This window comes from Psychrobacter raelei, assembly GCF_022631235.3.
Classification (GTDB): Bacteria; Pseudomonadota; Gammaproteobacteria; order Pseudomonadales; family Moraxellaceae; genus Psychrobacter; species Psychrobacter raelei.
On sequence record NZ_CP093310.2, the window covers coordinates 2,559,362 to 2,574,740 of the forward strand.

Genomic DNA, 15,379 nt, shown 5'->3' on the forward strand with positions numbered 1-15,379 from the left:
ATTAAGCTGCTGCTGGCAGGCTAAATGTAGTCCCCATAACACCTTTTAACCAGAGAGCACCCTATGCCAACTTATTCAGTGGATACCGCATTAGCACAGATGGCCAGTGCTGCCCCTCATAAAAACTGTGATGTGTTGATTATCGGCGCGGGGTTGGCAGGGCTTTCGGCAGCGCTTTCGTTGCCAAAACACCTCAGCATCGCTGTGCTTGCCAAGCAAGACCTTCAGGCCTGCTCAAGCCACTACGCTCAAGGCGGTATTGCCGCAGTGATTGATAGCGAGGACAGCGTCGCCGATCATGTCAGCGACACGTTAATCGCCGGCGATGGCTTGTGTGATGCGGCGGCCACCACCCAAATCCTCGCCCAAGGTGCCAACGCTATTGATTGGCTGCTCAAACATAAGGTACCTTTTACCACCAAGCAACCTCAGTCAGATGCTGACTTAAAGCCCTCCCCTACGCTCGCTGACCTACATCTGACTCAAGAAGGCGGTCATGGCTGTCGACGTGTGGCACATGCTGATGATGCCACTGGCAAGCACATTATGCAGGCACTACAACAGCAAATCGCCGCGGCACCTAATATCAAGCTCTACACCTATCATGAGGCGCTTAGCCTATTGACTGACAATCATCGCTGCACAGGCGCTATCGTGGTGGAAACACAGACCCAGAAGCTGGTTCAATTTGATAGCCAAGCGGTGGTACTTGCCAGCGGCGGGCTGGGTCAATTATTCACCCGAGCCACAGCGCCCAATGTCTGCATGGGCGATGGTATTATGATGGCGTGGGAAGCAGGCTGCCGTTTGGCTAACTTAGAGTTTATCCAGTTTCATCCAACCGGTCTGGTTTATAATGATGCGCAAGGCAGCAGCAATTTTCTGATCTCTGAAGCCGTGCGCGGTGAAGGCGGCCTACTTCGCTGTCCCATTAGCCATGAGCGCTTTATGCCACGCTATGATAAGCGCGAAGAATTAGCCCCCCGTGACATTGTCGCTCGTGCTATTGCTAATGAGATTGCTCATAACGGCTTAGGCTACGTTCATTTGGACATCTCGCATAAACCCGCTGCATTTATTCGTGAGCACTTCCCCGATATCTACGCCCACTGCTTAAGCTTAGGCATCGACATTACCACAGACCCTATTCCGGTAGCGCCAACGGCTCATTATACCTGTGGCGGCGTACTGTCGACGGCGAAGGGACAGACCGATATCAAAGGCTTATATGCTGCCGGCGAAGTCGCCAATACTGGATTACATGGCGCCAATCGTCTGGCCAGTAACTCCTTACTTGAATGCGTGGTAATGGGCCGTGCAATTGCCCATCATTTACCCAGTTACTTGCTGGATAAAGACAATTGGCAAACGCCGCAGTCTCTTTATAAGCCATTGGTTATTGAGCCTAGCCGCGATGCGCCTGTTGCACCGTTAGCCTTCAATACCACCAATAACGACACCGATCAGCCGCCGCTTAGTTTAACCGCTCTTAAGCAGTTAATGAGCGAGCACATGGGCATCAGACGCAGCGCTTCAGGTCTAAATATGGCCTTAAAGCAACTGTCTTTTTGGCAACAACAGCTGTCAGCGCCCATCCCAAATAAAGCAGGTGTGGACAGTCAAGATATAGTGGCACTGCTTAATAGCAGACGCTTACAGCGCCTACTTCAGCTGGCAAGCTTACTATTCGGCTGTGCCCTTACCCGCCTTGAAAGCCGAGGTGGTCATTACCGCAATGACTACCCAAGCCTTGCCGACATAGCCGCCATGAGCTTAGTACAAGGCTTGCAGCCACCGCAGCTGGACTGTAACGCTTTATGTTTACGCAATGGCACTGGCAGCTTTGGACAGCTAACCCCGCTTTACGCTCAAAACATAGCGGGGCAAGCAGCAGAGCAAAATTCAGTGCGGCCTAAAGCAATGCCCCTGTCAGCCGACCGATGCACAGCTTTTATTCCCAAAGCCGTCTAGCTAAAAAAAAGCCGTCTAGCTAAAAAAAGCCGTCTAGCTAAAAGCTAATAAAATTGCCCCGTTGATTAAGCGGGGTATTTTTGTTGACACCACTAAACCAAATAACACTGATCGAGTATTTAGGCAAAATCTAGGATTGTCGATCAGCAAACCACCCAGTCTCACCCAGCTATGATAGAATCACTTTTTCATTTCTTCTCAACCAGCCTGTGTGTCCTTTTTATCATGCAAACACCTCAAAATATAGACAATCTTATTACCCTTGTCCTCATACTTGCTCCATTGTTTATTGGGTTTGCATTGCCACTAAACCGCACTTTGGTACAACTCTCAGAGCGTCTACTTGGCTATTTGGTCTATATTATCCTCACCTTAATCGGTATTGAGCTGGCGCAAGTAGAAGGGCTTGGCAGTCAAATCGCCAGTATCGCCTTGTATGTCACCGTGCTGTCTGTGTTGACCATAGGTGGGGGGCTGGCCGGGCTAATGGTGTTTGATCGAATGGTGCCTTGGTCGCCACCAGGCAAGCAGTCTGTTACTAAGCACAAGGTAAGTGTTCGAGGCAGCCTTATTCAGGTATCTTGTGTGCTGATTGGCTTTGTTATCGGGCAATTTTTGCCCGCAAGCTTCATGCCGCCAGGTAACACCATGACCGGCCTATTGATGTTGTTAATATTATTGGTGGGCATTGGCTTAAAGGCATCTGGTATCACTTTAAAAGAGGTACTGCTGAGCAAACGTGGGATGCAAACCAGCGTGATTTTTACGCTTGCCGTACTCATGGGCGGCATTATCTTTTGGTTAATCTTCGATGAGGTGTCTTTACCTCAAAGCCTGGCGTTGGCTTCAGGCTTTGGTTGGTACTCGCTGTCGGCCATTGTGATGACCGATGCTTATGGCGCAGTTTGGGGCAGTGTGGCGCTATTTAATGACTTGGTGCGTGAGTTCTTCGCGTTGTTATTTATCCCATTTTTTATGCGTAAGACACCATCTGCCGCAGTAGGTCTTGGCGGGGCTACTAGCCTGGATTTCACCTTACCAGTTATTCAACAGTCAGGTGGACTTGGTGTGGTTCCATTAGCCATTAGCTTTGGCTTTATTATCAACATTGTGGCGCCAGTATTGATGGTGGTTTTCTCTTCTTTCGGATAATCAGTATTTAACTGCCCCCTAAGATGCTAATCACCAAAAAAACGATAAAACAGCTCAAACGCAGATTACTCTCTCTAGAAACGCAAAAAGGTATGGTTTCTTGGCCAACATTAGACCAAGAAACCATACCTTTTTTTAGCATAGAAATTAAAGAATTAAGACTTTAACTTTCTTTTATAACTGACCTTGTTATTGATTGAGATTTTAATTCTTTTTTTCTTAATAGGGCGCTTATTAGCCGGTTGTTTTTTCAGTAACTTAACGCCTTTATGGTACTGCTTTTTAACTTCTTTTTTAGCCGCTTTCTTGGCTGATTTTTCTTTTTTATCTTGCTTGTCCTTCTTGTGGTCTTTGTCCTTTTTACGGTCTTTATCTTTTTTATCCTTCTTATCTTTCTTGTGCTTTTTGTCTTTCTTGTGCTTTTTCTCCTTTTTCTCTTCTTTACGCTTCTTATCTTTTTTGTGATCTTTATCCTTGTCTTATTTTTTATCTTTTTTATGAGGTGTCTCTAACTCTTCTTCATTAAGCAATTTTTCTTCATCCTTGTTACTCATGTTATCGTCTCCTGACCATTAAGGTTAATTGCTTTGTACTACAAATTTCTTTTATAAAATCCATTCCAATCACTATTACAACATATACGCCTTATCAAAGCCTAAAGCAAATTTATAACTTTTACTTTTAGTCTTCATTAGTCTCAATCTCACCAGTTAATAAACCATAAACTCTTTGGTTAAGTCTTAGCTCCTCTTTATTATCTTCATTTTCAGAAAGCGGTCGAGTAGCGCCATAAACTTCTATCTTAATTCTGTCGGGATGAATCCCATGGTTTAAGATCAGATAGTTTTTAACATACTCTACTCTTTCTTGAGCCAAAGCAGCATTATTAGTGCTCTTTTCATGATTACTGATATGACCTTCAAAAAACACTTTAGAGTCTGGATACTGCTTCATAATATCTGCAACCCTATCTAATTCTATTAGATCTTCTTGAGTTAACTGATTACTTCCGGCCTCATAATAAGCTCTATACTCCATTTTTAAATCTGTTCCTATAGGAGTTGGTGGGCATCCCTCTTTATCAACCGCTATATTCCACGGTGTATTTGGGCATTGATCAATAATATCAGGCACGCCATCTTTATCACTGTCTAACTGACTCGCCTCAATAGCAGTGGTCACTATCTCTTTTGGACTATCTGTATCTGTTGACACAGCCTGGCAGCCAACCAGACTTAACACACTGATATTTAAAACAGCGACTGAAATTAGTGATGAAAGTTTCATTTATAACCCCTATTCTTTGATATCTCAATTATTTACCAAATCGCAGTGCTGTGAAAACTTCTCATAACTAGAAGTAACAGCTAGGCCAGTAATGTTATTTAAGTCATTAATAACATTACTGGCCCTAATAGTCACTCTACTATTAGGGGATTCAATATTTCTATCTGCCATCGCTGAAGCAGTGGCTTGCATGCGTAGTCTATCCGAACAATCATAAATTGAAATTCGCTCAGGGGCTATATTTTGCCTTTCAACCAATATATTCTTAATGACTAGACCACGTTCTATTGATAAAGCCCCAGATCTTGATATTACATCCCTCTCTTTGGATGACACATGACCAAATATGAAAACATGGGCTTTAGGAAACTCTTTAAGCTTTTTTCCAGTTTTAACAAACTCAAGATTATAATCTTCAAGCAACTGACTGCTTAATGGCGCAAAAAAGACAGTCATCTCCAATTCAAGTGTATCGGTAAAATCACTGACAATAACAATGCACCCTTTCTCATCTACTACCCTGTATGGTGGTGTATTCGGACACTCATCATTGATATCAGGCACGCCATCTTCATCACTGTCTAACTGACTTGCCTCAATAGCAGTCGTCACTATCTGTTTTGGACTGTCTGTATCTGTTGACACAGCCTGGCAGCCAACCAGACTTAACACACTGATATTTAAAACAGCGACTGAAATTAGTGATGAAAGTTTCATTTATAGCCCGCTCGCCTTTTGAGTAAAAAACCGCATTAACGGTTTAATCTTGCCCACTTGATACATGCCTTCACTACGAATTTGCTGCACAGGGCGCAGCGCTGCAAAGTCTCCAGCGAACAGCCAATTCATTAATGAAAAACTGTGCATCATCACGCTGTTGTGTGGTCGACGGGTTCGCTCGTAGCGACGAAGCGTGGCAAGCTCTCCCCAACATTTACCGCCACTACGCTGATAATCTTCAAATAAAGTGGCAACCAAGGCCGCCACATCAAGCATACCTAGATTTAGACCTTGACCTGCCAGTGGATGAACACCATGTGCTGCATCACCAACAAGAGCTAGGTTGTCTTTGACGTACTGCTTGGCTTGCTGCGCTGTCAGCGGAAAACTGGCAACAGACTCTAGCCGCTCGATATCGCCTAAAGCATATTGACTGGCAGCGGCAAGCTCGGTGCGTAGACTATCACGGTCGATATCATTTAATTGCAGCAACTCAAGCGCTTTATTGCGAGGCAAGCTCCAGACCACAGACTGCCAATGCTGCGGATTGGCTTTATCGTCCTTAGTGACATCAGCCAGCGGCAGTAAGGCCAAAGTACCCGTAGGCAACATCAACTGACGGGCCGTGGCTCGATGCGGCTGCTGGGTCTTAATGGCGCAGCAAATGGCAGTCTGGTGGTAATCCAAGGTATCTAGCTCAATACCTGCCTCGCGTCGAACCAATGACCCCCGGCCATCGGCACCAATAAGCAGCTTACCTTGTAGCGTCTGGCCATTGTCCAAGTGCACCTCATAGCCTTGCTGAGTGCCCCGCCAGTCAAGCAAAGTGACCTTGTGACCGGCGACCAAGGTCAGATACTCACTGACATCATCCGCGGCCATGCGCTGATATAATGCCTGCTCAATGACAAAAGGCTCAACCATGCTGCCCAGCAATTGTGGCACCGCCTCATCTCCGAAGTTTAATTCACCGCGCCCATCTTGTTGCCAGACTTGCATTTGGGTGTAATCGGCTTTGCGCCCTGATTTGGCAATCAGTTGCCACGCCCCGACCTGTTTTAACAACTCAATACTGGCGATACTAAGCGCAAAGACACGGGCATCACGCTGCAATAGCTTTTGTTGCCAGTCCGCTTCGGTTAATGCAGGACGCGCATCAATTAAAGTCACTTTGTGCTGCTGCTGCGCTAACTTCAAAGCCAATGTTGCCCCGACGATGCCGCCGCCGATGATTAGGGTTTGTGCAGATGTTGCCATAAAAGCCGCCGTATTATTAAAGTTATCAAAGTGGGATGTGTTAAGTTTTAATCAGATCATTGTAGGTGATATGATGCCCGTTATCACGACTTAAGACCCATGGCGTAGTTGGCCACCAAAGGCTTGATGTTGGGCAGCTTATCAAAGGCAATAAGCGCCACATTGCGCGCCAGCTTGATTGCAGGATTGGGATGGGTAAAGCCAAGAACCACTGCATCACAGAAGCGAATAACCCGTTTTTGGTCCTTTTTACGGGCCTGCTCATAGTCTTGTAGCATACGGTTATCACCGATATCCTCGCCGCGCATCACCTGATTGGCCAGCATTTTTGCCAGTACATGTGCATCACGCATACAGAGGTTAAAGCCTTGTCCTGCCACAGGATGCAAGGTATGCGCCGCATTGCCCATGATGACCACGCGGCCCTCTACTTGCTTGTCGGCCAATACTCGGGTTAAGGGATAAGCACCGCGTCTGCCCGCTTTGATAAACTTGCCGGCACGCTGGCCGAAGCCTTGTTGCAGGGTGGATAAAAACAGCGCTTCATCCTCCAGATACTGCGCCTCCTCGCCTCGCTTACAGATCCACACCACCGAGCGGCGGTAGCCGGCCTGCTGCGCATTATTACCATCGCCCTCTGCATCGGTCAACGGCAGTACTGCCAATGGCCCTGCTGGACTAAAGCGCTCGATGGCCACATGCTCATGCGGCTTATCGGTCTGTACCACACCCACTATTGCCGATTGGCCATAGTCGTATTCTTGGGTACCAATACCCAACAAGTTACGCACCGTTGAGTCTCTACCGTCACAGGCCACCACCAAGTCTGCACTCAAGGTTTGCTGCTGCTGCTCTTCGGTATCATAAGTGATTGTGGCCGTTGTGGCAGTCTGCTCAACTTGAGTCACCACAGCACCATCAACTAGGCTAATTAAAGGGTTTTGCTGCACCGCCAGTAACAATTTGCGCCCAAGCCAAGCATTTTCCATCACCTGCCCAAACGACTCTACTTTTTCTTCTTCTTTATTCAACTGAGCATAACCAAAACTGCCTTGTTCGCTGACCTGCACTGAATCGATACGGCAAGCATGGCTTTGCAGCTCATCCCACAGACCAATCTCTTGATAGATCTGTACTGTGCGTCGTGACAAGGCGGTATTGCGGCTGTCTAAATAATGGGTTCTTTTGGCATCTTGTTCTGGGCCAATGTTAGGATAGCTATTGCGCTCAACTAGTGTACTGGCAATGCCTTTATCCGCCAATAGCAAGGCAAACGATAGGCCAACATGACCACCACCAGTGATAATGACGCTTTGGTCGGTAATACAGTTGCTTGGTTTGCTAAAGGATTTACAGGTTAACTCGGTCATAATATCGCTCGCTTTATTTTTAATTATTCATCGTTCGTTCATTTTATCTTTGGCTATTATCTTACCATGTTAGCGCCTTGGGTGGCTTTAATATAGTGCGTCTAAGCGGCCAAAACCTGTTGTGATTTTATGCAAATTTCAAACTCGAGCAGATTGTGCATACTGAATGCTTATCAAGTGGGGGTAAAATAGTGAGGGTTACAAAAATCGACCAACTGCTAAGTGGCTATCGCTTGAATTTCGGTATGAAACAGCCATAATAAACATAAGCAACTGTTTTATTTTTGGGCTGATGTCAGCCCCTTAACCCTAATGTTAACTCTACGCCTTGCCGTTATCTTAGCGATACTTACACTTAGCGGATGGCAAAGACTGGCCATCTGACACCACAAAACACAGTCGTAAAACAAAAACCTGATAACCATACTTCATAAAAAAAAGGATCATCACTTGACTGATACTGTAACTCGCAAAGTAAACCTAGATTTTTTAACCTCACCTCAACTCAAGGTTTTGGTAGGCGAATACAACAACCATTTAAAGTACATCCAAGATCGTTTGGGTATTACTATCAATCAGCGCCAAAACAAGTTTACCTTAGCCGGTGATTTAACAGCAGTAGAGCGTGGCGATTACATCTTAAATAAACTGGCCGATGAGGCGCAAAGTGCCGATGACATCACTCCAGAAGAGCTGCATTTAATCATTCAATCTAGCTTATCTCGTAACTTTGAAGGTGCAGTAAGCGTGAGTGACGCTGACACCAAATCTGGTTATAGCGAAGGCGACAGCTATCAGCGTCCAAGCTATGAGTACGATGCCGAGGCCAACTACGACAGCATTGCGCTACGTACCCGCAAAGGCAAAATTATTCCCCGTGGCGGCAATCAGCAGCAATACGTTAAGCGTATCTTGACCTCAGATGTGTCTTTTGGCGTTGGCCCTGCCGGTACGGGTAAAACCTATCTGGCGGTTGCCTGTGCCGTTGATATGTTAGAGCGTAATGAGATTGAGCGTATCTTACTGGTGCGCCCTGCGGTTGAAGCGGGCGAAAAACTCGGCTTCTTACCTGGCGACTTAACCCAGAAGATTGACCCTTATTTGCGTCCTTTGTATGATGCGCTTTATGAAATGCTCGGCTTTGAAAAAGTAGGCAAATTAATTGAGAAGCAGATCATTGAAGTGGCGCCTTTAGCCTACATGCGTGGCCGCACCTTAAACAACTCATTTGTTATTCTTGATGAGGCACAAAACACCACGCCTGAACAGATGAAAATGTTCTTGACCCGTTTAGGCTTTGGCTCACGTGCGGTGATTACAGGTGATGTGACGCAGGTAGATTTGCCGCGCGGCCATAAGTCAGGTCTGGCTCAAGCACTACAAATCTTAAGCAATATTGATGAGATTCATATCACTAAGTTTGACTCAAAAGATGTGGTACGCCATCAACTGGTACAGAAGATTGTTGAAGCTTACGGCGAGTTTGATGAAGAGCAAGAAGCCTTAAAAGAGGCGCGCAAACAAGCACGTATCGCGGAACAAGAGCGTAAGCAAATTGATGCTGAGCTTGCGTCCGGCTCTCAGTCTTAACTGCCTTTAAGACTGGCCTATCTTAATTGGCTATCATTTAAAAAGCTGGGTATGATATCCAGCTTTTTTATTTGTCCGCATTACTTAGCTGTTTTACCACTGTCGATTGATACCTTTAAACAGCCTTACGACACCCTATTTTTTGTGAGCTTTATTATGACCTCTGCCGCCATCCCTTTAATTGATATCAGCGCCTCTGAGCTTGTAGATACGCAGATAATTGAGCAGTTCTACACGCCACAGCTATTACAAAAGGTGCTGACCACTACGCTTGACTTTATGCAGGCGCAATCTGACATAGTCTTGCCGTATTTTAGTGAGGTTGAGCCCAGTGTTTGGCAACATAAACCCAAACAGCTTGGGGTATATATCACCGATGCAGTAGAAGGTCGTGCGCTTAATTTAGAGGCGCGTGATAAAGATTATGCGACCAATATATTGTCGTATCCCAGTGAGCTGCCGGCATTTATTATTGAGCAAATGCCTGAGCTGGCTTTAGGTGAGCTGATCGTTTGTCATGACGTGGTTAAGCAGCAAGCCGCTGAGCAGCACAAAACGGTGGCAGAGCATGTGACCCATTTATTGGTCCATGGGATTTTGCATCTACTCGGCTTTGATCATGAGCTCGGGCAAGCACAGCAAGATGAAATGGAAGGCTTTGAAATTGCGATTCTAGAGCAGCTTGGGATTGGTAATCCTTATCTCGCCAGATAGAGTGCTGGCAGATAGCTGACAGATAAGCGTTACAAAGCTGAAACTCTTTGTTTCAAATGGTAGCTTATCTGCTAATATATAGGTTTAGATTTTATTACTACTGAGCCTGTTGCCATGTCATCCACTAAGTTATCTGCTGTGTTGCCTGTATTATCCACACTAGGGCTTGCCAGCCTAGTTTTTATTGCACCTACCAGTTATGCTGAGCAAAAGCCGTTACCCACTCTGGATAACAACCAGTTTAATGTGTGTTTAGATAATCTGAGCCAGTCCTCAGCTTTTGCCAGTGTTAAAGACACTTTGGCTCAGTATCGCCCGGCACAAGGCGACCCTAGCGTGTTAGAGTCGCTCGATTATCAACCTGAATTTCAAAAAGAGCCTTGGGATTATCTGGCAAGCTTGGTAGACGAAGAGCGGGTTATCGATGGCATTGCGGCCAGTGAGCGTTATGCCGATGTCTTAGCACGTATTGAAGCGCAATACGGTGTCAACCGTTACGATGTGCTTGGCGTGTGGGGCGTTGAATCTGACTTTGGAACTACCCTTGGCAAAAAAGAGGTGGTGCAGTCCTTGGCTACCTTATCTTGCTTTGGTCGCCGCCAAAGCTATTTTCGCAGTGAATATGTCAGCGCCCTAAAAATCTTAAAGCAAGGCGACATTGCCCCCAATGATTTTAAAGGCTCTTGGGCGGGTGCATTTGGGCAGACCCAATTTATGCCCTCAACCTTCTTGCAACTGGCACAAGACTTCGATGGTGATGGCCGAAAAGACTTGGTCAATAGCCAAGCCGATGCCCTAGCCTCCACCGCCAACTTCTTAAAAAACAGTGGCTATCAGTCTGGACAACCTTGGGGCTATGAGGTGCGCTTACCAGCCAATATCAATGCCAGCAATGATCGCAAAAACAAACAGCCCATTTCGCATTGGCGCAACTTAGGCATTACCTTGGTCGATGGCAGTGAGCTGCCTGATTCACTCAGCAATGCTGGCTTGTTGTTACCCGCCGGCAAAAATGGCCCCGCTTTCTTAGTCGGTCGTAATTTCGATGCGTTTTATGCCTACAATGCTTCTGAGAACTATGCATTAGCCATTGCTCATTTGTCTGATCGTATTGAGCAGCAAAACACCGATGTGGACTTTGCTACGCCTTGGCCAACTGATGATCCAGGCTTAAGCCGTAAACAGTCTCGAGAGCTGCAGCAGGCGCTTAATTTATTGGGTTATGATATTGGCGAAGTTGATGGCATCATCGGTGATGGTACCCGCCGCGCCATTCAGCAATATCAGACCGATAATGGCTTAACCCCCGATGGCAGAGCCGGTAAAAAAATCCATCAGCATTTGATGAACATTACCGCCAATATGCCGCAGCATGGAAGTGAGCCCGCTGATGAGGCGCAGCATACAGCCGATGATGATCAATTGGCTACCGGCAATGCCCACAGTGCCAGCAAAAAAATCAGCGAAACCAAGTCGGGTCTGAGTAAGTTGCTGCAAATTAAAAGCCTAACGGCCATCTTGATAGGCCTGTTTATTGTGCTGGTCATTGCACTGGTGAGTAGACGCAAACGCTAATGGCGACACGTTTTTGAGTTTCGTTGGTTGTTAATGAAATAGGTTGATTGATGTTGGAATATGAATAGCAAAATGCCAGGCGAGTTTAAGCCTGGCATTTTGTATTGTCAGTGTTATTAATTGGCGGTGTTATTAGGTGTGGCCCATCAAGACCTGTCACGACTTAGCTACCAATTAATAGTTATCGAAGTACTTTTTTAATAATTATCGAAGTACTCTTTGACTTCATAATAACGCTCACTGAGTAGACGGGTGATACATTGCATGCGTACAATCTCTTGACGCGCAGGCTCGGCACTTCGAGCTTCATCCACACAAACCTCATCACGCCACTCTACCCAATCTTTTTGATCATACTCTAAAGAGTCTTGTGCTTCTTTAGAGGCTTTGCCCCACAGTTTATTAAATTCACTGCGTTTATAATCCATCTCAGCTTTTACTTTAGCTTGCTCTGCAGCTGTGGCAGCCATGGCACTGGCAGCGGCGGCAGCAGCTTTATCAGCCGCACTTTGTGTTTCAGATACTTTTTTAGCCTCTTGCTTGGCTTCTACGACTTTTTTGCCTTTCACATGGTTTTTTTGATCGGCATCTACCAAGACATACGCTAAGAACATGGCCAAATCGCTGCCATTTTGAGACTCCACAAAGATAACCTCACCATCATCTGTGGGCTGTACGGAGTACTCCATTTCATAGTCAATCTTATTGGCATCAAGCTCAATGTCCTGCTGGTAGGCATCTTCTTGTACATCCACCTCGCCATTATATTCTCGGGTAATATCTGCGTTTTGAATCAGCTTAGCAGGTAGTGTCACCGTCAAGGTGCCTTTACAGAAGTTTTTGGTACTCTGCGGATCATCTTGAGAGGTTCTGATGTGATCTAAGTTCATTTTAATCTGATTAATGCCCGCTCGAATACTAGAGCCTGAAGTGGGTTTTTCAAAAGATGACGCATATCCCTTAGCGCTAGAGTTAATCGCCTTTTGCATAGAATCAATGACCAGATTTTTCGCATCTGGGTCGGAGCACTCAATCTTACTTTTACCTGCAATTTTTTCCGAGACTTTATCACAGCCGACAACGGCCAATACTGTGCTTAATACAGCCATTTTCAATAGATTTTTTTGCATGGGCTATTCCTAATTTGGCCTCTACTTAATCTGAAGACACATTAATAAATTCAAAGTAACATTGTGATAAGATTATAGTAACAAAAATAGTCAAATTTAGAAATAGTGTATTTAGTTTAGATTATAAAAATAGCTGGCCTACCCGTCCAAAAAAAAAAGACCCTACCAATCTATAGCAGGGTCTTTTTGATTTGAGTCAAACCACGCATTCTACAACGACTGTATATATGGCGCGGTAGGCTTAGCCTTTAATTTTCTTTACTGATTTGACATGACAGCCTTTATAGACGATTTTGCTGCTGGCATCCTGTACGTTAATGCTTGATTTGTGGTAATTATTTAAGCTTAATGCCCCACTCATAATGCTAAAGTTGTCTTCATCACCAAAGACGGTATCAACCTTATCGGTGCGCGCGAGATTGATCGGTAAAAATCTGTCTTTGCCGTTTAAATAGGCTGAAGCATAAGTGGGTAAATTCTGTTTATTAAAGCCATAAGTTACGCTCACTTTAGCGTTATTTTGGCAGCTATAGTTGACTTGTCTTACCTTAATTGCAGTATCATGGCTGGTTGCGGCATCCATCACTTGTTCAGAATAGGCCAAGGCTGAGCCTGAGCTTAATGCGGCCGATAGAATAGCTGCAGAGGATAATACTGTCGTTAATTTTTTCATAAAAAACACCTTTTATAATTGGCACAATAAACAAGACGGAAAGCCCATCCTGACATCCAAATGATTAAATATTATATGTTTATGGCCTTTAACAGCACTGAGTTATAACGTTTATTATCAACATTTGGACTGTAGTTATATGATAAACCTATTATTTTTTGACAGCTGTTGGTGCAGCGTAATCTTAATATATTGTTTTGTTATAACATAACAATATATGTAGCGTTTTACTCATTTTTTATTGACATACTGTTGCTGTCGCTCAAAATTTGCCAACTATTCATTTTTTGTCTCATCAAAAAAAAGACCCTACCATCTATATGATAAGGTCTTTTGAGTATACATTACGCGTATTAACGTCAATGGTTGACGCCTAAATAGGGATAAAACTTATTTAGGATGAACCATATCTGCAGGGATAACCCACTCATCGAATTGCGCTTCGGTTAACAGCTCTAATTCAACCGCGACTTGCTTCAAAGTTTTGTTTTCTTTGTAAGCGGTTTTTGCAATTTTAGCCGCATTTTCATAGCCGACATGACGGTTTAGTGAGGTCACTAGCATCAATGAGTTATGTAGGAAGTCATCGATTTTTTCTTTAACAGGCTCGATACCTACCGCACAGTTGTCATTGAAGCTGTTGCACGCATCGCCTAGTAGTTTGATAGATTGTAATAAGTTATAAGCAATGACTGGCTTAAATACGTTTAGCTCAAAGTTACCTGAGGCACCCGCCATACTGATGGTGACATCGTTACCCATAACCTGCGCCACAACCATAGTCATCGCTTCTGACTGAGTGGGGTTTACTTTACCTGGCATGATAGATGAGCCTGGCTCATTTTCAGGAATGGTTAATTCGCCAAGACCACAGCGAGGACCAGAGGCCAACCAACGCACATCGTTTGCAATTTTGTTTAAGCTGGCAGCTAGCGTTTTTAAAGCGCCTGAAGCAAATACTTCGGCATCACGAGCCGCTAGTGCTTCGAATTTGTTTGGAGAGGTGACAAATGGTAGGCCAGTTAGCTCTGATAATTGCTCAGCAGCTTTTACCGCATAATCTGGGTGCGAGTTTAGACCGGTACCGACTGCAGTACCGCCTAGAGGCAGCTGATATAGACCATCTAGAGCGTTCTCAATACGCACTAGAGCATGGTCAAGTTGGCTCACATAACCGCTGAACTCTTGGCCTAAAGTCAATGGTGTGGCGTCTTGTAAATGAGTACGGCCAATTTTAACAATGCTGTCAAATTCTTTGGCTTTTTTATCCAAAGTATCGCGTAGTGCTTTAACCGCTGGGATGAGCAGGCTGTTGATTTGACGTGCTGCCGCCACACGAATAGCCGTTGGGAAGCTATCGTTGGTAGATTGAGCATGGTTTACATGGTCGTTTGGATGGACAGGCTTGTAAGTACCACGTGGGTTGCCAGCGATTTCGTTGGCACGGTTAGCCAGTACTTCGTTCATGTTCATGTTTGACTGAGTGCCTGAGCCAGTTTGCCACACCACAAGTGGGAACTGATCTGTTAAGCCGCCATTGATGACCTCATCTGCCGCTTGGATAATTAGGTCACGTTGACTCTCTTCGATACGGCCAAGACTTGCGTTGGTAATGGCTGCAGCTTTTTTTACCAGTGCCATAGCTTCAATCATTGGACGAGGTAGGGTTTCGCCACCAATTTTGAAGTTTTCACGGCTGCGCTGAGTTTGAGCACCCCAATACGCATCACTTGGTACTTCCACGTTGCCCATGGTATCTTTTTCTATACGAGTTGACATAATGTCTCCTGTTTTTTATATAAAATCTAAAAGAATTTTTATGGTGTTACTAATTATAAAATGCATGACATGGCTTATTAAGCTTGCTTATGCGGCAGGCTTCAATCAAATACAGCGCAATTATGATAGCATGACTCACTGCTAAACGCATTTCACCTTTT

Annotated in this window: 12 protein-coding genes; 5 read left to right on the top strand and 7 right to left on the bottom strand. The window is 45.1% G+C overall.

Features of this window, described 5'->3' with window-relative positions; translation table 11 throughout:
- Nucleotides 1-99: 99 nt before the first annotated feature.
- Nucleotides 100-1,971 carry an L-aspartate oxidase gene (gene nadB / locus MN210_RS10710; RefSeq protein ID WP_338412845.1) on the top strand — a complete coding sequence of 624 codons (1,872 nt, stop codon included), beginning with the start codon at nucleotides 100-102 and terminating at the stop codon, nucleotides 1,969-1,971.
- A 225-nt stretch (nucleotides 1,972-2,196) separates the two neighbouring features.
- Entirely contained in the window at nucleotides 2,197-3,123 is a 927-nt protein-coding gene (locus MN210_RS10715) for a LysO family transporter (RefSeq protein WP_227535198.1), read from the top strand.
- A gap of 681 nt (nucleotides 3,124-3,804) precedes the next feature.
- On the opposite strand, the gene MN210_RS10720 is transcribed toward MN210_RS10715, so the two are convergent.
- The 4 genes from MN210_RS10720 to MN210_RS10735 form a co-directional block, all read right to left on the bottom strand.
- Nucleotides 3,805-4,410 (bottom strand): OmpA family protein, encoded by a 606-nt coding sequence (locus MN210_RS10720; RefSeq protein WP_110816962.1) that lies wholly within the window; start codon nucleotides 4,408-4,410, stop codon nucleotides 3,805-3,807.
- Nucleotides 4,411-4,434: 24 nt separating this feature from the next.
- Nucleotides 4,435-5,127 (bottom strand): OmpA family protein, encoded by a 693-nt coding sequence (locus MN210_RS10725; RefSeq protein ID WP_110816963.1) that lies wholly within the window; start codon nucleotides 5,125-5,127, stop codon nucleotides 4,435-4,437.
- Nucleotides 5,128-6,387, bottom strand: a complete 1,260-nt coding sequence (locus MN210_RS10730; protein ID WP_241878541.1) for an FAD-dependent oxidoreductase — start codon at nucleotides 6,385-6,387, stop codon at nucleotides 5,128-5,130. It abuts the gene before it with no gap.
- An 83-nt stretch (nucleotides 6,388-6,470) separates the two neighbouring features.
- Nucleotides 6,471-7,757 (bottom strand): UbiH/UbiF/VisC/COQ6 family ubiquinone biosynthesis hydroxylase, encoded by a 1,287-nt coding sequence (locus MN210_RS10735; protein WP_110816965.1) that lies wholly within the window; start codon nucleotides 7,755-7,757, stop codon nucleotides 6,471-6,473.
- Nucleotides 7,758-8,207: 450 nt separating this feature from the next.
- Here MN210_RS10735 and MN210_RS10740 point away from each other — a divergent pair, with 450 nt between their 5' ends.
- From MN210_RS10740 to MN210_RS10750, 3 genes are all read left to right on the top strand, one after another.
- On the top strand, nucleotides 8,208-9,347 hold the full coding sequence (locus tag MN210_RS10740) for a PhoH family protein (protein ID WP_110816966.1): 1,140 nt from the start codon (nucleotides 8,208-8,210) through the stop codon (nucleotides 9,345-9,347).
- Between the two features lie 156 nt (nucleotides 9,348-9,503).
- Nucleotides 9,504-10,061 carry an rRNA maturation RNase YbeY gene (gene ybeY / locus MN210_RS10745; protein WP_241878543.1) on the top strand — a complete coding sequence of 186 codons (558 nt, stop codon included), beginning with the start codon at nucleotides 9,504-9,506 and terminating at the stop codon, nucleotides 10,059-10,061.
- Nucleotides 10,062-10,175: 114 nt separating this feature from the next.
- On the top strand, nucleotides 10,176-11,636 hold the full coding sequence (locus MN210_RS10750; protein ID WP_338412196.1) for a lytic murein transglycosylase: 1,461 nt from the start codon (nucleotides 10,176-10,178) through the stop codon (nucleotides 11,634-11,636).
- A 197-nt stretch (nucleotides 11,637-11,833) separates the two neighbouring features.
- Here MN210_RS10750 and MN210_RS10755 read toward each other — a convergent pair whose 3' ends face one another.
- The 3 genes from MN210_RS10755 to fumC form a co-directional block, all read right to left on the bottom strand.
- On the bottom strand, nucleotides 11,834-12,766 hold the full coding sequence (locus tag MN210_RS10755; RefSeq protein ID WP_011961187.1) for a lysozyme inhibitor LprI family protein: 933 nt from the start codon (nucleotides 12,764-12,766) through the stop codon (nucleotides 11,834-11,836).
- Between the two features lie 241 nt (nucleotides 12,767-13,007).
- Nucleotides 13,008-13,439: an ACP-like domain-containing protein gene (locus MN210_RS10760; RefSeq protein ID WP_241878546.1), complete on the bottom strand. Its 432-nt coding sequence runs from the start codon at nucleotides 13,437-13,439 to the stop codon at nucleotides 13,008-13,010.
- A gap of 390 nt (nucleotides 13,440-13,829) precedes the next feature.
- Nucleotides 13,830-15,218, bottom strand: coding sequence for a class II fumarate hydratase (gene fumC / locus MN210_RS10765; RefSeq protein WP_110816969.1), 1,389 nt, complete (start codon nucleotides 15,216-15,218; stop codon nucleotides 13,830-13,832).
- Between the last annotated feature and the right edge of the window lie 161 nt (nucleotides 15,219-15,379).